Here is a 19,681-nt window from a genome sequence, read left to right as displayed (position 1 = left end):
AAGTAAAATGTTATTGTAGAGAAGCCACCCTGAGAGGTGGCTTCTTTATGATCTTTGACTTTGTTAAGCAATATCGATCGCAGTCTCAATGCGCTGCATTGAATTGAGTAAGTGATTATCAAGCAGGCTTATTGCTTCTTCGCTGTTCTTTGCGAGTACCTGTTTCATGATCATCTCATGTTCCCCAATGTTGAACAGAACGTCACTTTCTGATTTCAACGTTGCCATGGCGAAGTAGTGGTAGCGCTTGATCTGATTAATTAAATCACGGAAGAACTCGAACATGTTCTTTGAATCTGTGCCTTCAAGTAGAGATATATGGAACTGAAGGTGACGCTCTTCCCACTCTTTCCAGCAGAACGTTTCATTAAAGCTCAAATGCGATAGTTTGTGATATGACGTCAGTGCATCTAATTCCCAGGCTTCATTCCCAGCTAAAATGGCCTTTTTAAGTAATACCGAAGAGACAACACGAAGGCTTTCATATAGGTCGTTTAGTTCTTCTTTACATATTGGAGCAACCCAGCAGCCTTTTTGCGGTTCAAGTTTTACGTACTTACTCCAAGAAAGTTGCACCAATGCTTCGCGAATTGGTGACGCACCGACATTGTATTTCTCTTTCAGTTCAGCAACCACAAGCTTTTGACCAGGTTTGAATTCCCCAGCTAGGATGTCCTGACAGATCAGTTTTGATACTTTGTTGGTAAGGGTGGGACGAGACACAAGCAACCTCATTGAATTTTTTATCGTGTCGATAATTAAACAGTACGTAGTTCTGTCTCATTTTATAATGCATAGTACTGATTATGAGGGCAAGGTAATATAAAAAAAAAGAGGGCCGAAGCCCTCTCTTTATTTAACTAATGATCAAATCATTCAGTCTTATAGAACGTGTACAGACGCCGTGTTCGTTGTGCCTGAAGCTACTAGAGCACCAGAAACCATAACGACGATATCGCCTTTGTTGCCTAGACCAGATTCTAGTGCTAGCTCTTTACCCGCTACGTAGAATGCGTCAGTGCTATCGATAGAATCAACAACTACTGGTGTAACACCTTTAGTAAGAACTAGCTGTGCAGCCGTTTTAGTGTTAGTTGTTAGTGCTAGGATATTTGCAGTTGGGAAGTACTTACGTACTGAACGTGCAGATTTACCACCTTCCGTTGCAACAACGATTAGTGGAGCAGCCAGTTTCTCAGCTGTGTCTACCGCACCTTTACATACTGCTTCAGTGATACGTAGACGTGGGCTATCTAGACGAGAGCCAAGCTCAGCTTTTAGTACAGAGTCTGTACGTTTAGCGATTTGAGCCATGATTGTTACTGCTTCTACAGGGTACTTACCTTTCGCCGTTTCACCAGAAAGCATTACCGCGTCAGTACCGTCCATTACTGCGTTCGCTACGTCGCCAGCTTCCGCACGTGTTGGGCGTGGGTTGTTGATCATAGAATCAAGCATTTGAGTTGCAGTGATAACCATCTTACGAGCACGGTTACACTTCTCGATCATCATTTTCTGAGCGAAGATTACTTCTTCAGCTGGGATTTCAACACCTAGGTCGCCACGAGCAACCATGATGCCGTCAGAAAGCTCTAGGATCTCGTCGAAGTTATCAACACCTTCTTGGTTTTCGATCTTAGAGATGATGTGGATGTTCTCACCGCCGTTTGCAGCAAGTACTTCGCGGATTTCTTGAACGTCAGATGCTTTACGGATGAAAGAAGCAGCTACGAAATCAACGCCTTGCTCACAACCGAATTTAAGGTCGTTCTTATCTTTTTCAGATAGAGCAGGTAGGTTTACAGAAACGCCTGGTAGGTTAACACCTTTGTTTTCGCCTAGAGCACCGTTGTTAAGTACTTTACATTTAACTTCAGTTTCAGTTGTAGAGATAACTTCCATCTCGATTAGACCATCGTCTACTAGGATAGTGTTACCTGTGTTTAGGTCGTTAGCAAAACCAGCGTAAGTTACTGCAACTTTGTCTTTGTTACCTACAACTGAAATATCAGTTGTGAAAGTGAATTCTTGACCAGCTACTAGATCAACGTCGTTGCCGTCTTCTAGTTTGATAGTACGGATTTCTGGACCTTTAGTATCTAGAAGGATAGCTAGCTGTTTGCCTGTGTTCTTCATTACTTCACGGAAGTTCGCGATACGAGTGCCGTGCTCTGCGTAGTCACCGTGAGAGAAGTTAAGGCGCATAACATTCATGCCTGAGTTTACTAGTTCAGTTAGCTTCTCTACAGATTCGGTTTTAGGGCCAATCGTACATACGATTTTGGTCTTTTTCATGGAAGATACTCTCCGGTAAGTATAGTTACAATTTGAAAGTCGGTTATTTACTCTGAAGTTAGGGCGCACTTGATGACATTTAGTGCCTGCCATCTACCGATTTTCCGCCACATTATTGGAACTTCAGGTTCTGAAAGTCTTTCACCAAGTTTAGTCATTTTATGACTAAAAGTTCGGCGTTTTTGGTTACCTTTTTGTGACTAATACCGCTTTATATGCAGAAAGTTGCAAAAAAATAACCGTCATTTCTGTAATTTTTTTTCTTTTCGGTGGCGAATTCTACCACTGAATGAATCCAATATCACTGTTTAAGAATTGTCTTAGAACAAGGTTTCATCGAGAAATATTAATTTTTTGGATCGAAATAAATAGACTAAAAAATTTCGATTTGACTATAATAAGTTTCAAGTCGAAACTTTTAAGTAAAACGTAAATGTCGAAACGAAACACTCAATTAAGAAGGCATGCCATTTCTAACTTGGTAAATGAGCTTGGGGAAGTCAGTGTTGATGAACTAGCACAAAAGTTTGAAACCTCAGAAGTCACGATTAGAAAGGACTTAGCGTCTTTAGAGAAAAATGGACAACTTTTGCGCCGTTATGGTGGCGCTATCGCCATTCCAACAGAAGTGATTCATGAAGAAATGAGCCCTAATGTTTCGATTCGAAAGTTAAGTCTAGCAAAAGCAGCCGCAGCACTGATTCGCGACCATAACCGAATTGTCATCGACAGTGGTAGCACGACGGCCGCGCTGATCCAGCAATTGAATGACAAACGTGGTCTAGTGGTGATGACGAATTCTCTGCATGTGGCGAACGCGCTCAATGAATTAGAGAGTGAACCCACTCTGTTGATGACTGGCGGTACCTGGGATACGCACTCGGAGTCCTTCCAAGGAAAAGTGGCAGAGTCAGTATTACGCGCTTACGACTTTGATCAGTTGTTTATCGGTGCGGATGGCATCGACTTGGATCGAGGCACAACCACTTTTAATGAATTGCTTGGCTTAAGCAAAGTGATGGCCGAAGTGTCACGTGAAGTTATCGTCATGATTGAGTCTGATAAAGTGGGGCGTAAGATCCCAAATCTCGAACTTGCTTGGCACCAAATCGATGTTCTGGTGACCGATACTGAGTTACAACCAGAGCATAAGACACAGATAGAACAACATGGCGTGAAGGTTATTTGCGCCTAAAAACAGAGTCCTATTTCACTTCCCTTTGAGTACAGGCCTTTGCTTGCTGCCTCTATTTAAACCATGGTCAGGGAAGAACAAAACTACAAACGGAGAGAAACACATGTGTGGAATCGTAGGTGCAGTGGCACAACGAGATGTCGCTGAAATTTTGGTTGAGGGTCTACGCCGTCTGGAATACCGCGGTTATGACTCTGCGGGTGTGGCGATTGTCGATAGCGAAACCAACCTAACTCGTATCCGTCGTTTAGGTAAAGTTCAAGAGTTAACCGATGCCGTAGACGCTGCGGAAGTGATGGGTGGCACAGGCATCGCACATACACGTTGGGCAACCCACGGAGAGCCTTCCGAAGTTAATGCTCACCCACACATGTCTGGTGATATCACAGTGGTTCACAATGGCATCATTGAAAATCATGAAGCGTTGCGAGAACTGCTTCGTTCACGTGGTTACGTGTTTGAATCTCAAACCGATACAGAAGTGATTGCCCATATGGTGGAATGGGAGCTTCGTACATCGGAAACCTTACTTGAAGCAGTGCAAAAAACGGTGAAGCAACTGGAAGGTGCTTACGGTACGGTCGCATTGGATCGTAAAGATCCTACCCGTATCGTCGTGGCTCGCTCTGGCAGCCCAATCGTAATCGGCTTCGGTGTTGGCGAAAACTTCCTCGCTTCCGATCAGCTTGCGCTACTGAACGTAACTCGCCGCTTTATGTACCTAGAAGAAGGTGACGTAGCCGAAATTACTCGTCGCGAAGTATCGGTTTACGATGCGACGGGCGAGCGTGTAGAGCGTGAGGTCACGGAATCCAATGCAGAGCATGATGCGGGTGACAAAGGCCAATACCGTCACTTCATGCAAAAAGAGATCTACGAACAACCAACGGCATTAATCAACACGATGGAAGGGCGTATCACAGCAGATTCAGTCGTGACAGAAGCGATTGGCGTGAATGCGGCAGAAATCCTGAGTAAAGTAGAGCACGTACAGATCGTTGCATGTGGTACATCTTACAACGCTGGTATGACAGCACGTTACTGGTTTGAAGATATTGCAGGTGTTAGCTGTGACGTAGAAATTGCCTCTGAATTCCGTTACCGAAAGTTTGTGACGCGCCCAAATAGCCTATTGATCACGCTTTCTCAATCTGGTGAAACAGCCGATACACTGGCAGCACTTCGCCTAGCGAAAGAGAAAGGCTACCTGGCGGCAATGACTATCTGTAACGTGGCAGGGTCTTCTTTGGTGCGTGAATCGGACTTCGCCTTCATGACCCGTGCCGGGGTAGAAATCGGTGTGGCTTCAACCAAAGCCTTTACAACTCAGCTTACTGCATTGCTGATGCTAGTAACGGCACTTGGTAAGCAACATAACCGCATCAGTAAGGAGAAAGAAAAAGAGATCGTCGAAGCATTACATGCACTACCGAAGCAAATCAATGCGGCGCTATCTTTCGAGAAAGAAATTGAAGAACTAGCGACGGATTTTGCGGACAAGCACCATACATTGTTTCTCGGTCGTGGTGAGTTCTACCCAATCGCGATGGAAGCATCTCTAAAACTGAAAGAGATTTCTTACATCCACGCAGAAGCCTACGCCGCAGGAGAGCTAAAACACGGCCCTCTCGCACTGATTGATGCAGATATGCCAGTTATTGTGGTTGCACCAAGCAATGATCTGTTGGAGAAGCTAAAATCGAACGTGGAAGAAGTTCGCGCTCGTGGTGGTTTACTGTACGTATTTGCTGATGCTGACGCAGGTTTTGAAGGTGATGAAACCATGAAGATCATTACCATGCCTCACGTTAGCGAAATCACAGCTGCGATTTACTACACCATTCCAATGCAGTTACTGTCTTACTATGTCGCGCTGATCAAAGGTACCGACGTAGACCAACCTCGTAACCTAGCGAAAGCGGTAACGGTGGAATAAATCTGCCTGACAAGCCAAATCCGAACTGGGACGGCAGCATATCGGTTGACTCAATCCCCCCACTTGAGTCAAGCAATAAAGGCAGACGTTGGCGCTGCCTTTTTCTTTTAGACGCTATGATGGCCGGACATTATTCTCTGCCACCTTTCCATGCTACCGACAAGAGTCTCTTCACTTAATTACATGTATTGGTTGAACGTGTTTGTTATCTGTATTTAACCTTCTATCCTTAATAATTGAAATTGAAATTGTCAGCTGCTAGCTGCTAATGGACTTTGTCATAGACAATTAGGTGAATTTACGGTGAAAGAAGGTCAGTCGAAAGTTCTTCGAAATATCTTGTTGGTTTGCACGCTTGTCGCTGTGCTTGCTGGGGGCGGTTACTGGTATATCTTGCATCAAGATCAATACCCATCAACCAATGATGCCTATGTTCATGCCAATATCGTTTATATCTCGCCACAAATATCAGGAAAAGTGCTCCGAACGAACGTAGAGGACTATCAGTATGTCACCAAAGGTATGCTGCTTGTGCAAGTCGACCCGATGCTCTTTCAAGCAAGGTTGGATGAAGCCCAGGCCGCTTATCAAATGGCGATTCAAAGTAATGAAGCAAAAAACGATGCCATATTGGCAGCGAGTGCAAATGTACGTAGCGCTGTGGCTCAGCTCGCTGATGCTCAATCAAGCTACCATCGGGTGAAAGATTTGGTCGGAAAACAACTGCTGCCAGCACAGCAGCTAGATGATGAAAGAGCGAAACTATCCTCGGCAGAGCAAAATGTGGCGGCGGCTCGAGCGAATATGGCTGAGCTAGTAAAATCTCAAGGAGCAAAAGGAACCGCCGCTCCTGAGGTGAAAAAAGCGGCGGCGGCGTTAAGCCAGGCAACACTCTCTCTTTCCTATACCAATATCTTTGCCCCTTTCGATGGTCACCTCGGAAAGGTCAGTATCCATCCTGGAAGTATTATTGCAGCAGGGCAAGCCTTGATGCCGTTGGTCGTGAATAATACATTTTGGGTAGAAGCAAACTATAAGGAAACGCACTTAAATCGCATACAGGTTGGTATGCCAGCACAGATTGTTTTGGATCTTTATCCTGATGTTGAGTTTTCTGGGACAGTAAAAGCGATATCTCCAGCGAGTGGATCTTCTTTCTCTCTTCTTCCTCCGGAAAACGCAACGGGTAATTGGGTAAAAGTGCCACAGAGATTCCCGCTTTTGATTCACTTGGAAAAGCAAAATCCACATCCTAATAAGCCTTTGCGAGTTGGCGCGAGTGCCGAAGTAACGATTAATACCGTATCCAAGCCCCCTAAACCGTAGCGCTAAGGATGCGTAATGGAAGCGACGAAAAACACCACGCCTTCGATTGAACTCTCTGAACAACAGCGAACGATTGTTACGATAGCTGTCATGTTATCCGCGATCATGGTTCTGCTTGATATGACGATTGCGAATGTTGCATTACCCAATATGATGGGGGCATTGAGTGCGACATCAGATGAAGTCACATGGGTACTCACCTCTTACTCAATGGCTGAAGCCATCTTTATCCCGTTAGCGAGTTTTCTGTCATTAAAATTTGGCGTTCGTAAGCTCCTTCTAATTTCTGTGATTGGTTTCATCGTGGCATCGGCGCTTTGTGGTCAATCGGATTCTATGGCCGAGATGGTGACATTCAGAATTATGCAAGGCGCATTTGGTGCTTCTGTTATCCCACTGTCCCAGTCGACAATGATTCAAATTTATCCAGAAAGCCAACGCGGTAAAGCCATGGCGTTGTTTAGTGTGGGCATTTTACTCGGACCAATTTTAGGCCCTGCACTGGGCGGCGTGATAACACAACACATGGATTGGCGTTGGATATTTTATGTCAATGTCCCCATCGGAATGATTTGCGTCGCTTTGCTATTCTTTTTTGTTAAATTGGACGGGCGTGGGCAGACTAGTATCGATTGGCCAATGGTGTTTTCAATGGCACTTGGCATTGGGCTGCTGCAAATGGTGTTAGACCGGGGGAATCAAGAGAATTGGTTTGCCTCAAATATGATTCTTTTTGCTTCGATAATCAGCGCTATCGCCATCATTTATTTCGTTGCACGATCTTTTATCACCAAGGGGGAAATTGCCCCAATGTGGTTGCTAAAAGATCGTAACTTAGCGCTGTCTTGCCTGATTATGGCGGCGTTTTCGATGGGGATGTTTGGTATTACGCAGTTAAAGCCGATGATGTTGCAAGAGTTACTCAACTATCCAACAGAGATGACTGGATTTGTGATGGCTCCGAGTGGCATCACATCAGCGATTGTTTTGATCGCCATTGCTCGATTTATGGATACATTGGACGCGCGTTTACTGATATTCATTGGGCTAGTTTTAAACATTATTAGTGTCTATTTGCTCACTCAGTATTCTATGGGGATTGATCTTTACTGGGTATTATTGCCGAGTATCATTCAAGGTGCAGGGATGGGCTTGGTATTCGCGCCACTAAGCCAACTTGCTTATGCGACTCTGTCGCCTAAGGATAGTGTGGGCGGGGCTGTGGTGTTCAACCTCTGCCGAACGATAGGGAGCTCGTTTGGTATCTCCATCGTCAATACTTACTTTAGCCAAACACAGCAACGAGAGTGGCACGCTCTTGGTGAAGGGATCACAAGGACAAATCCTGTCGTTCAGCAATTGGCAGAAGCGCAAGGGGAGGCGGTAACTGATCCCAACTTCTTAATCAATATACAATCTCTATTGCACCAACAATCGACATTACTGGCGTTTATTTATACATTTGGTTTCATTTTGGTCGTGTATATTGTGATCATCCCACTTTTAACCTTGTTCAAGACCAGAAAAGTGACATCTTGAGCAGGTAAGTTAGCACTTATGCACTGAGGATGAATTCGTATTTTTCGTATTGGCTATCTTTCTTTTTGGCGTAAGTTGAGCTCATTTACTAATTTACGGATGAGTAGAGTGACTTACAAACATGACATCAGAGAATTTTTAAGATTAGCAATTCTCGTTTCTAATTAATGTGTTACACGCCCGATCAGCACAGGTGATAGGCGTGATGCTCGTGTTGAAAAATGTAAGTTTTTAAACATCTTCTAAGATTAACTTTTCAAAGAAAACGCCAGTAGTCCATACTGTCGCTCTCTTTTCCCAACCTTGCATCACACTTACCGTTGTTCACGTCCCAAGAGAGACTGGTTCATCAGGGGGAGCGGGCGGAAACCTCAGCCCATTTCTATCCCTGAATGGACTTCACCTCTGTCGGCGTATTATTTCTTTCACGGTACATTTTTTTCCACAAATAAAACCCATAGACTGCGCCAATTCCATACTGAAGCCAATTGATCGCTCCAGAGAGATCGCCAACCAGTGAGGCAGGTGTCAAGTCGGAATTAAATAACTCCTCAATAAATAGCACAACGCCAATGTTGCACAATATCCAAAACCACCATTGCTCAACATACCGTTTGGATGTCAAAAACATCGCCGTAACCGTCAACACAGTTGTCAATGAATCCATACCAATACTTGGATCGGGCGCTATCAATTTGCCACCAAAAATAGCCTGAATGATTTGCGGTAAGTAATTGAGAAATACATAGTACCCCCCCCAAAATACCAAGATGCTGATAAGAGTGAACAGCCAATCTTTGGCAGAAAATACCTTAATCTCTATCTGGTTATTTTTGCTCTTCGCCATGCTTTTTTTCCACGCGAATAATCCATATATTTGTATCGGTAGCAGTAAGAAAAGGTTTTGGATAACTTGCCCGTACAGATCACTGGTGTACGCTATCCACGCATAAGTAATGGTATTTATAAGTATAAACGTATAGACGATCACCTCACCTCGCGCTTGATATATCGAGGTAAGTACCCCCGATAAGGCACAAACTAAACCAATGATGGCTGTGAATGAAAATAGTTCCTTGACCGTGCCGCCGATGAAAAGTGGACTGAAAAACGAAAAGAGACTACCAAGAGCAAAAATGATCACAAACCATTTTTGAAATAAGGTTAAATCGGTCCAAAACCGTACACGACCAGCAACCATAAACGCTCCTTCTTATTACTGATGCCGCCAGTATTCCCCAAAACGACATATCAAACGCAATCGTGGCCAATCATCGCTTCTCGATGATTATCTCAGTGTTAATTGTGGCAAAAATTGATGATGTGGGTGTCAAAAAATTAGGCCTTGTGATGAATGAACAAATGATGCTTAGGAGAGATTCCTTATCTGACTCGCGCTATTTTTTGAGTAGGTGGAGAAAGTGGTACATCATAACCCCCTCTAATTTTTCTCGAACTCATCTTACTTTATTCTAAATAAGGTAACAAAATCATAAGCCTATGTTCTCAACAGCTAAGTTCACTTAAAGACTTAGACCAATGACCAAGTCTGGTTATAAAACTGACCACCCATGATCCCAAAGCTAATGAAGCTGACCGTTCAGGGGAAAACAGCATTCTAATGACCAATTACCCTGATATGGTAATTGTCATCATCCTTGAGCATTCCGTTCTGTCCCTGTGTTACTCGCTGAATCTCATGGCTCTATGGTCAGTTAGTTAGCATCATTTAGGAATCTAAATTATCTATATATTAATAACTTGAACCTAAGGGAACGGATGTTGGTTATATTTTTGTTGGTTCAGGCGGTGAGTTTTTCTGTGGTCCGGCTTTCTGTCACTCTAGTACTTGCAGTGGCTTAATGAGACTAGACCGCCAATTAGGGAGCTAGCAGGTACTTAGGGCTTGAGCTTTTATTTCGGGCTACCGGGTATCGATTTGATCCAATAATCCCCATTAGCAATGAGTTCCTTGCTATCAGTTTAGACCTGATTTACTTCCACAATTCTGAGAATGGCTCGTGACAATTTTGGCTGCTCGTAGAGGAATACGAGCTGTTCCTGGCGCATTACCTCAATGGCACGACGTTGGGGGCGTATGACTTCCCGCTCTTTCACACGATGTACAATGTCTTTGAGAAGGGGCAACCGATGAGCGAGTTAGACCATCCGAACTCGGTCGGGCAGACATTGGCATACGATCGGGCGATTACCTTTGCCATTACCCATGATATCCCCAACAACGATGTCTTCCTTGATCAGGTTATGGATGAGGCTCATGAGATTTACGCCCATTGCTACATCTTGGAACACAATCTGCACTGGGTTCTTGATACCTCGTTCCACGAAGACGACTGTCAGATCTACCGTGAGAACGCAGCTGAGGGCTTAGCCACCATTCGGCACATGGCTTTGAATATGCTGCGGCAGGAAAAGGACAAGAAAGCCACCATCCGGCGTAAGCAGAATATCGCGGCAATGAATACCACTTACCTTGAAAAGGTATTGGTTGCGGGGCTGCAAGCACATCAGATTGAAAATTGAGCATTCACGCCCTCACCCTGTCTCGTAAGTAGGCTTCGATCTGGTATCTTTGTCCTTCGATCAACTGTTTGTAACTCATGGTAATTACTTCTATTTGTTTGACGACGATAGAGTACCACCGACAGGCAGTTGATCTCTTCTCACCGTTTAACCATGAGTGGTGCACTTATTATCTGAATTCGGGCTCTCGTTTTAAATGGTTGCACATCAATACAAGCTTATCTACCTTTAATATAAATGAACGAGTATGGTTCTTTATCAAGGGGGTTAGCATGGTAAAAGTTAGGTTATCTCAAGCGATAGTCGCCGGCTTTTGGGCAACAGTTGCCCTATCAGCTATGATGCTCGTTAAGCAGATGATGGGGATCATGCTCGACGTCAACCCTGTTATGGACTTGGCATTACTTTATGCCAATGCTACTAATTCTACTCCTAATGTATTAATTGGCTGGTTGATGCACTTTGTATTAGGAACCTTGATATGGGGCATAGCTTACGCCTTGTTATCACCACATTTTCCAGGCGGCCATCTAATCCGTGGTTTAATATTCGGTGTGCTCGCATGGTTGGCTATGATGCTAATATTTATGCCTTATGTAGGACACGGATTTTTTGCAATGGGATACCACGAGGGCTTTATGCCGGCCATGGCCACGCTGATGCTTCACCTGGTTTACGGGGCAGTCCTCGGGAAGGTCTATGGGCACCTGACAGCTGAATCGGCTAAATAAACAAACTGTGGGCAAAATGGACGCTGCGATCCAACTGAACTTCATCATCGGTGGTGGCATGGCAGGACGTCATTTGGCCACTGATCTCGGGCTCGTCTGCTACACTTTAAAAGCATATGCTAGAACAATGAGTTAAAGCGCTAAGGTAGTTCCACGGTAGTCCAGAGGGCTAAAAACGAAAAAAGCCTGACAGCGAAAACGCTCTCAGGCCTTATGGAATATGGTGGCCCTCCCAGATTTGAATTTGGGGCTTAAGGCTTTGTTTTTATTCTTTGCGGTTTTTGTTGTTTGTTACTATCGGTGTTACATAAATAAAAAGTCACTCAATCAATCAGCATTAACATAGCAAGTGATCCCATCGTCGCTATCAATTTCTATATTGCCTCCGCATCGAGGACAAGGTTCACCGTACGTCCATTTGAGGATGTTTGTGGTTCGACACTCTGGACATTCACCAAGTGTTTCTAATTCGTCGCGCAAGGGAAGATGCGAGACTACTTGATCAAATAATGTCTCACAGGTTGAGCAATAGAATGTCTGGGTAGGGCCACTCATCATGGCACTTTCTCCACCAGCAACGGTTGCTTTAAGGTCGCAAGTGGAGCATTTATATGGTCGTAGAGTCGCCATGCTGTTTTCCATCAATGCTTTGTACTTGGAGTTTAGCTACTAAGACAAATATTGCTCAAACTTAACTTTCTATGGGTTAACCACAGTGGCTTAAGTTTAGGTTGTTTGTCTACATCGAATCATTTTTGGACATTATGATTGAGGCAAACTGCCAGACTTAATGAAGCCTTGGATGTAAAGTGGCAGCTCGGAACACTCAAAATCTGAAAAAAGTAGCACATGTGTAGCACTGTGGTTGAAAAGCAAAAGGCCTGAGAACAAATTAATGCTCTCAGGCCTTTCTGTATATGGTGGCCCCTCCCAGACTTGAACTGGGGACCAATCGATTATGAGCGAAGTCCCGAACCCATACGCCGTGGAATCAACATAGCAACGCTGCCCCGAATCACCCTGCCAAATTGCATAACCCTATACCCTGCAAGATTTCTGCTGACGTTGCCGACGGATTTCTACGACGACGCCGACGAGGAAATTGGGGGAATGAGTTGGTCTAAGGCTGTGAGAAAGACCGGAGTGGGACCGGAAAAGACAGGAAAAATTCCTAAGCGTAACAAGTGCGGATATGAACTTATATTATTGAATTGTAAAGCCCCTTACTAGATTCCACTGGTGAGGGGCTTTCTTATTTCTAACTAAATAAGTTCAAGGAATTGCTATGAAGAAGCCAAAAACAAATGAGCAAAATACTCAGGAAGATAACAAAGACAATCTCTCAACAGACAATCCATTTTCTAACGTGTTGAAATCAGGCGAGGTTCCCAAGTTGGGCGTTAGAGCCAAAGGGACGGTGATTTATGAAATTGCTCAGAACAGTAAAGACCAACAACTCTACTTTCGTATCGCAGGGCAATCAGGTGGGGCAGGATTGCATTCTAAACATTGGATTCAATTATCTCAGCTGCTAGCACTAATTGAGTCCCAAGGTGATAAGCTGTGGAAAAGCCAGTTGTATAAAGAGTTGTATGAAAAAGGCTCGGCTAACAATCAGGGGTTCTGTGCTGCCATAGTACGTGGTCTTGGTCTAGCTACAAGATCTGGAGCTTCTATGTATCAGCATGTCGTATCGGAAAAGTACAAAGAGAATAAGAACGCTTTATTGTCATTGATTGATGATAACCGTGCCTAAATGAGCTCTATTCGCTCTATTCGCTCTAGGCTTTCTTGGGTTAACCAAATTAACGAAATGAGAGAATTGGCACAAACTTATCTCTTGTTTTGGTTAATGATGCAAACAGGTTGCAATGCAACTAGTCTTAATAAGGAAAAATAAAAATGATGAAACGTTGGACTTGTAGTAAATGTTCTAAAAAGACAGATGTAATGGGCGGAACTTCGTGCAGCCGTTGTGGAAAATGGGTGTGTAATTCATGCAAGCAAGTCACCCAGAACTACTGTAAGAAGTGTTGATAGTCATGGCTAAGTTGAATGCTGACGTCGAGCAGTGCATGAATGAAAACGGTTATACCGAAGAAGAAGCGCTCAACGAGCTAGGTATGAATTGGGATGAACTGTGGGAAGACGATGACGAAGATAGTGATGACGACGATTACGATGAGTATGACGACTAAATAGTCTAGAGGTCATTCACGACTAAATAGATGGGCGATATCAGCAGTGGTATCGCCCTTTTTCATATCTGCAATATAGGACAATACATGATGAAAAGTAATGCATTTTCGGTCTACGACCCGATGGAGAGAAGACAGCATAAGTATGAAATAGAATTTAGCGTAGATGGAGCTAAACGGGGCTGTGTCATCGGTGCCATGATTGGCTCTAAAGTACCTCATCCGTTGGGTACACCAGTAGGCGTGGTGGTTGGCGGTTTTATTGGGGCCGTGTTCGGTAAGGTCGATTGAGTAATGAAAAAGTAGGGGATAATCATTCTCTACTTTTTTTACTAATTGTTGACGGCGTCGTCGGTGAGGTATTTCGTCGACGACGACACGAGAACATAAGATAATGTGGTACAAATATTTTATGGAAAAAACAAGTCAATATGGCAAGGCAACCATTCAAGATTTCACAATCAGATTATGATCTACTTACTTTTGAAATGCACATAGCGGAGCATCATCCTAGTTTTAAAGCGATGAGACGGAAAGGCCAACCAAGCTACGAACGTTCTTTTTTTTACAAGAAAGCCATAGGTATTGATGATTTACCTGGAAGTGATAATCCCTATAGCATTTTTGCCATGAATCTGTTCGGACTTGATGAGGTAGAGGACTATTACTGGGAATGTCTGAGCTTACTAGAGCGACCTGTGCAGCAATTGGTCAAAGATGAAAAAGGTGATGTACGTATTCGAAGTATTTTGCAAGTTGAGGCCAATGGGCAGGTATTTCAGCATCCGACTGATAATCAGTTAACAACGATATCAAAAGAGCTTTGCGAACTTGTAGAGCATTGCTGCTACGCTTGGGACGAATGGCTCAAAGAAGTCTTGGCAGCGAGAGATAATAAAAAAGGGGCGATGATTTCGAACGAGTGTCTATTGAAAATTGTAGAGACTTGCACTTATGTCTCTCAACAGTTGGAGTTGTTGGCAAGACAGTGTTGTAGCAACCATCAAAAGCTATCAGAGCTAAGGGTCAATCAACGATATGCCTTACTTGCCAGTTCATTATTGCAGATGTATCAAGAGCGCGTAGAACAACATATTCGCGGCTATATTAGTGAATATGCTACCTACTGTTTAAATCAATATGAGCCGATAAAGATTAACACAAAACGTTACGTTGATTTGGTGCTTTGTTATGAACTAGCCAAGTGTTCCGAGCGATTAGAACAAGAGCATAGATATGCTGGAAAGAAAATTTCAAGAGACGTCGAGCTGAAAAGCCCCAATGCATTCATTTACACAAGGTTGCATGGCGGATACAAGGCTGAAGACATACGAGTCAGCTATCGTTGGTTGTTCATCAATGCATGGCTGTACTCATGGCTAAAAAGGAAGGATATTTCAGCCAGTAAAGCAGCGCAGCATATTGCTCAAGAAGATAGGTTCTTCTATCTGAATGACGATAAAGAGAAATTAACTGACGACGGCGTCAAGCCATCAATGGAGCAGTTACATGCTCGTAGGGCAAAGAGCTTAAATACTGAATTTAGCAAATGGAAAAACTACAAGGGTCCATTTGGTTATATCTCTGACACGTTGTTTAACAAGAGCAGTAAAGGATATACGCAAGAGCAAGACCGAAAGCAGTAAACCAATCCCCCCAAAAGAGAAGCATTGAAGCTTCTCTTTTTTTTTGCCTCCAATTTTTTCACCTTTCACCACCACTATGGAAATTCAGCAGCCATAGATACTGGTTTAATCCATTCCGAGGCTAACGAGCAGCGCAGTGTTGGTATTTCGCATTGATTTAGCAATCACGAGCAGTGTGGAAATTAATTCGCATGGCAATGACTCAGAATCAGCATCAATGAGAGGGCAGGCCCTTTCAAGCTCTTTAACAACTTGGAAAGCAAAGATTCTCTATGGATTTTGTAACTTAATGGATCGTTTTAAAGCGGTCCATTGCGATGCTGAATCCAGCAGTAATGAAAACAATATCAAGAGGATCAAACAATGACTTTATTAGAAAAATTGAATAAGCAGAAGCAACGTGCGAAAGAGTTTAAAAAAGATATTCCATTTAATGCACTGGCGACAATGATGCCCTCAGATGGTGTGCCATTTATGGCTAAATCAGATTGGATGCCTGTGCTAGTTATCGAGAATATGGATGCAGACACTGGTTTTAAGGAGACATTTCTTGTTGATGCTGATGTTGCTCAATCTCTACCGAAGAACAAGGTTTCATCAAAAATGATGCATGTACTTCAAACACAGAAAGATGAAATTCGTTTTGCCATTCTGAGCCATAAGCCAACGAACACTTGGAACCGTTCAAAACTAGAACTCATTCAAGCTAGTAATGATGGAAAGGTGGTGTCGGTGAAGCGCGATAAAGAAGCAAGCGTATATGGGTTCTCTATTGAACATGATATTGCTCCATTTGAGATTGATATGGTGTTAGTCGAGGAGTCATTAGAGCAAGCGTTTGGTGGGGACTATTTCATTGATTCGTTGGAGCATTACATGGCTAAACAACTGTTAGAGGGTGAGGGAGAATATGTCGAGACTCCTGACGGCGTCGACGACAAGAAAGAGTTAGATGAGGAGACTGTTGAAGTTGAAACATCCCATAATGACGAGATCGAAAAACCAAAACCTATTTCATTGTCGGAGTCAGATGAATGGAGTGTGGATGACATAAAGCTCGACGATGAAGATGATTTTTCATTCGACTTTGATGATATTCCAGAGCAACAGGCGAAGTGAACAGCTCTTGTTCGATATGGGCTAGGTAAATACTCACACACTTTGAGTCGGCAGCTTAGCTATCACTCAAAGAATGGATTGTTACCAGCCCATTTAATCGAACAGGTGAAAGCGTCGAGGCAGAAAGTACCGATAGATATTGCCAGAAGAATTGTACGACACGTAACTCATTTAGAAAGGAGGGAACAGATTCGGGTTGACTTTCCTGCGATGAAAAAGCGCATAGAGAGTTACTCGAAAAAAGGGTCGGGTACGAGTCAGTTTGTTGCAGGCCAATACAAGCGAATAGTTGATGATTTAGTTATAGATCAGCACGGGTATTGGCACTTTACCTATGTGTCAGCATTTCATTCGAAAACAGGGCGAGATCATACTCTAGGTGCTGCTCTGAATCAGGTGCCGAAAGAATACTGGAAGTCAGTGCTCAACCCTCCTAAGGGCAGTGTCTATGCCCTTTTAGATTACCAACAGCAAGAGCCAATGATTGCGGCTTACATGTCGAATTGTCAGGTTATTATTGATTGGTATGGGCAGGGCGACATATACGAGCAACTCGCTCTACGTTTTCAAAGCAAGGTAACTCGTGATCAATGTAAGGGCCTATTGATTGGTCGCTTATATGGCATCGGAGTCCAGACGTTATCAAAACAATTGAAAGTATCAACTTACCAAGCTAGGACTTGGTTGACCGAGCTTTCTCAAATCATCTATCCGATAGAACAGTTTCTAAACCAAAGTGCTAGCGAAATCAGAGCAAGCGGTGTTGCTCGCTCTCTCGATTGGCAACATACCATTTCGGATCTTGATAGCGAGTTATCACTGCGTAATTGGAAAATTCAAGCGACAGGTGCAGACATCATGCGCCGAGCATGTATCAACCTAGATCTCGCAGAAATACCACTTCTATTGACTAACCATGACTCATTTTTGGTCAGGCTAGAGAACGATAATTATCAAATTCAACTCAATAAAGCCATTCAAGCGCTAACCGACGCCGCCGTCGACGTATTGAATGGTTTTCCATTAAAGGTAGCTGTTGAAATGCAGGTGCCATCAAAAGAAAAATAATTTTAAGGAGAGGCAAAAATGGCAGAGAAAAGCGCAATAAGTGAATTTTTAGGTCAATTTAATTCGAAAATTGTTAAGCAGGATGAAACCCGTAAGACATATTTAGTTGAACATTTACCAGAGGTGAAATTGGCTGTGCCTCTAGAATCAGATAAGGGGAAGCAGTTATTACGTAAATATGCTAAACGTGCTGAGTTTCGTCTTGTTGGTAGCCATTCAGTCAAAGAAGCTTGCGATGAAGTAGAGGCGATAGCATGGGACTACGAGCAACCTTTAATCAAACCACAAATCCGGTACGGAACGGTAAACAAAGAGAGCGTTACTATCGATTTGATGAATGGCAGTGTTGTTCAACTGAGCGCGGAAGGTGTAGAAGTGTTGGAATCAATTCCGGCATACAATGATGCTCTGTACTTTTCTCGCCCTAATTTCCAATTACCAATGGTGATGCCAAAGCTACCTTGTGAAAACACCGTCACCCCATTAAAAAAGTTAAGGAAATTTATCAATACTGATGATAGTACATTTTTCTTACTGGTTGCGTACATGACTTACCTGATGGCACATCCAAAAGAGAAAGGAGTACCTTATCCAATTTTGATGATCCAAGGTGAGAAAGGAGCAGGAAAGAGCTTCTTTTGTAATAACATTCTTCGTGGATTACTAGACCCAAGTGCGATGCCACTACTGGCATTTCCCAATAAACAGGAAGACTTCATTATTACGATTAACGGTATGTTTTTGGCAGTTTTCGATAATCTCCGTACGCTGAAAAAATCTCAAAGTGATTTGTTATGTACGACGGCAACGAAAGGTATTACCGCTAAGCGTACCCTGTATACCACCTCTGACCTAACCGTGATGGAGTTACATAGCCCATTGGTTCTCAACGGTATTCATGATTTTGTGCAGGAATCGGATTTGGCCTCTCGCTGCTTACGTGTATGCCTAGATCCGATGAAAGATGGGGAGCGTCGTGAAGAGTTGGTGCTAAAAGAAGAGCTAGCAGAGGCAATGCCAGAAATATTTGGTGCGTTGTTAACGTTAGCTTCTAAGGGGCTTGCTGCTCTGCCTGATGTAGAAGTGAAACATCAAGCTCGCATGATGGATTTTTCCAAATGGATTGGTGCGCTAGAGAAAGTATGGGGAGTTGAGGGCGGCAAGTTACAAAAAGCATATCAACTTAATGTGAAATCATTGATGGCATCGGGAACGGCAGATGATAGCTTGACGATAGCATTGCAAAAATTGCTCAAGCAAATGGTCGGTGGGAAAGTGAAGAAATTTACGCCATCTCAGCTTTTAAGCAATCTGCAATTACATGAAGATAGTATGTACTTACCAAAAGGTGCAGCGGCATTAACAGCAAAGCTCAAAGGGCAAGAATCGAGTTTGAATGCTAATGGTATTTACTTCAAATTTGGTCGTGATGCGGAACGTTACATTATGGTTTCTAGTGAACCTATAAGTTAACAGTCAGTGGTCAGTCGTCGATGTATTTGCGGTATATCGACGACTTAACTTAACTGTTGCTCAATCGAGTTTGCCTTTATTTTTCTCGATAGCTTTATCCAGCTCTTCATGTGTGAGTCTGGTTTTATCTAGTTGTTTTTTAGTGTTGTCACCAATGTCTTTCAATTTTTGGCGGTTTTCTTCGGTTTGACGTTTATTGTTGCGTCTTAGGCGGTTGTTGAGTTCGTGATCCTCTGAAAAGTTAACGAGTTTTTTATCTCTTGGCATAACTGCTCCTAGGTTTCATTTGATTGGGGGATTATTATGCAGCACATATTGATTGTAGATTGTGAACCTCGCTACAACACTTTGTTATTCCCCCAATTTCCTCGTCGGCGTCGTCGTAGAAATCCGTCGGCAACGTCAGCAGAAATCTTGCAGGGTATAGGGTTATGCAATTTGGCAGGGTGATTCGGGGCAGCGTTGCTATGTTGATTCCACGGCGTATGGGTTCGGGACTTCGCTCATAATCGATTGGTCCCCAGTTCAAGTCTGGGAGGGGCCACCAAATTCCATAAGGCGTATGGAGAAATTCATACGCCTTTATCTTTTCTAGTCCGGTCCATATCCGG

The 19,681-nt window shown here is 43.4% G+C and carries 16 protein-coding genes and 1 pseudogene; 13 read left to right on the top strand and 4 right to left on the bottom strand.

Going from position 1 to position 19,681, the window contains the following annotated elements; all coding sequences use genetic code 11:
- Positions 1-63 precede the first annotated feature (63 nt).
- Both AK965_RS12415 and pykF read right to left on the bottom strand, forming a co-directional pair.
- Positions 64-735 carry a GntR family transcriptional regulator gene (locus tag AK965_RS12415; protein WP_099079919.1) on the bottom strand — a complete coding sequence of 224 codons (672 nt, stop codon included), beginning with the start codon at positions 733-735 and terminating at the stop codon, positions 64-66.
- Between the two features lie 147 nt (positions 736-882).
- Positions 883-2,295 carry a pyruvate kinase PykF gene (pykF, locus tag AK965_RS12410; RefSeq protein WP_099079918.1) on the bottom strand — a complete coding sequence of 471 codons (1,413 nt, stop codon included), beginning with the start codon at positions 2,293-2,295 and terminating at the stop codon, positions 883-885.
- Positions 2,296-2,728: 433 nt separating this feature from the next.
- On the opposite strand from pykF, the gene AK965_RS12405 reads away from it, so the two are divergent.
- The 4 genes from AK965_RS12405 (at position 2,729) to AK965_RS12390 (ending at position 8,291) form a co-directional block, all read left to right on the top strand.
- On the top strand, positions 2,729-3,490 hold the full coding sequence (locus AK965_RS12405) for a DeoR/GlpR family DNA-binding transcription regulator (RefSeq protein ID WP_099079917.1): 762 nt from the start codon (positions 2,729-2,731) through the stop codon (positions 3,488-3,490).
- A gap of 103 nt (positions 3,491-3,593) precedes the next feature.
- Positions 3,594-5,426, top strand: a complete 1,833-nt coding sequence (gene glmS / locus AK965_RS12400; protein WP_099079916.1) for a glutamine--fructose-6-phosphate transaminase (isomerizing) — start codon at positions 3,594-3,596, stop codon at positions 5,424-5,426.
- Between the two features lie 303 nt (positions 5,427-5,729).
- Positions 5,730-6,752, top strand: a complete 1,023-nt coding sequence (locus tag AK965_RS12395; RefSeq protein WP_099079915.1) for an HlyD family secretion protein — start codon at positions 5,730-5,732, stop codon at positions 6,750-6,752.
- 15 nt (positions 6,753-6,767) lie between these two features.
- Positions 6,768-8,291 (top strand): DHA2 family efflux MFS transporter permease subunit, encoded by a 1,524-nt coding sequence (locus tag AK965_RS12390; RefSeq protein WP_099079914.1) that lies wholly within the window; start codon positions 6,768-6,770, stop codon positions 8,289-8,291.
- Positions 8,292-8,673: 382 nt separating this feature from the next.
- Here AK965_RS12390 and pnuC read toward each other — a convergent pair whose 3' ends face one another.
- Positions 8,674-9,492 (bottom strand): nicotinamide riboside transporter PnuC, encoded by an 819-nt coding sequence (gene pnuC, locus AK965_RS12385; protein ID WP_099079913.1) that lies wholly within the window; start codon positions 9,490-9,492, stop codon positions 8,674-8,676.
- Positions 9,493-10,583: 1,091 nt separating this feature from the next.
- Between pnuC and AK965_RS20695 the strand changes: the two are divergent.
- The 9 genes and pseudogenes from AK965_RS20695 to AK965_RS12340 all read left to right on the top strand — a co-directional run.
- Positions 10,584-10,835, top strand: a pseudogene (locus AK965_RS20695) (transposase); the annotation flags it as partial.
- Between the two features lie 272 nt (positions 10,836-11,107).
- A complete protein-coding gene (locus AK965_RS12375; RefSeq protein WP_099079912.1) occupies positions 11,108-11,566 on the top strand; it encodes a DUF6789 family protein in 459 nt (152 codons plus the stop codon).
- Positions 11,567-12,851: 1,285 nt separating this feature from the next.
- A complete protein-coding gene (locus tag AK965_RS12365; RefSeq protein WP_099079911.1) occupies positions 12,852-13,322 on the top strand; it encodes a hypothetical protein in 471 nt (156 codons plus the stop codon).
- 286 nt (positions 13,323-13,608) lie between these two features.
- Positions 13,609-13,764 carry a hypothetical protein gene (locus AK965_RS20450; protein WP_172438140.1) on the top strand — a complete coding sequence of 52 codons (156 nt, stop codon included), beginning with the start codon at positions 13,609-13,611 and terminating at the stop codon, positions 13,762-13,764.
- 30 nt (positions 13,765-13,794) lie between these two features.
- Positions 13,795-14,055 carry a glycine zipper domain-containing protein gene (locus AK965_RS12360; RefSeq protein WP_253252693.1) on the top strand — a complete coding sequence of 87 codons (261 nt, stop codon included), beginning with the start codon at positions 13,795-13,797 and terminating at the stop codon, positions 14,053-14,055.
- Positions 14,056-14,195: 140 nt separating this feature from the next.
- On the top strand, positions 14,196-15,410 hold the full coding sequence (locus AK965_RS12355; RefSeq protein WP_099079910.1) for a hypothetical protein: 1,215 nt from the start codon (positions 14,196-14,198) through the stop codon (positions 15,408-15,410).
- A gap of 363 nt (positions 15,411-15,773) precedes the next feature.
- Entirely contained in the window at positions 15,774-16,529 is a 756-nt protein-coding gene (locus tag AK965_RS12350) for a hypothetical protein (protein WP_099079909.1), read from the top strand.
- Positions 16,530-16,739: 210 nt separating this feature from the next.
- On the top strand, positions 16,740-17,597 hold the full coding sequence (locus AK965_RS12345; protein ID WP_099079908.1) for a DNA polymerase: 858 nt from the start codon (positions 16,740-16,742) through the stop codon (positions 17,595-17,597).
- Positions 17,598-17,615: 18 nt separating this feature from the next.
- Complete coding sequence (locus AK965_RS12340; protein ID WP_099079907.1) at positions 17,616-19,070, top strand: ATP-binding protein; 1,455 nt, start codon at positions 17,616-17,618, stop codon at positions 19,068-19,070.
- A gap of 60 nt (positions 19,071-19,130) precedes the next feature.
- On the opposite strand, the gene AK965_RS12335 is transcribed toward AK965_RS12340, so the two are convergent.
- Positions 19,131-19,337 carry a hypothetical protein gene (locus AK965_RS12335; protein ID WP_099079906.1) on the bottom strand — a complete coding sequence of 69 codons (207 nt, stop codon included), beginning with the start codon at positions 19,335-19,337 and terminating at the stop codon, positions 19,131-19,133.
- Positions 19,338-19,681 lie beyond the last annotated feature (344 nt).

It is taken from the genome of Vibrio sp. PID17_43 (assembly GCF_002608565.1).
Lineage (GTDB): Bacteria > Pseudomonadota > Gammaproteobacteria > Enterobacterales > Vibrionaceae > Vibrio.
The sequence above is the reverse complement of the archived record's forward strand: the minus strand, read 5'-3'. Positions and strand labels throughout refer to the sequence as shown.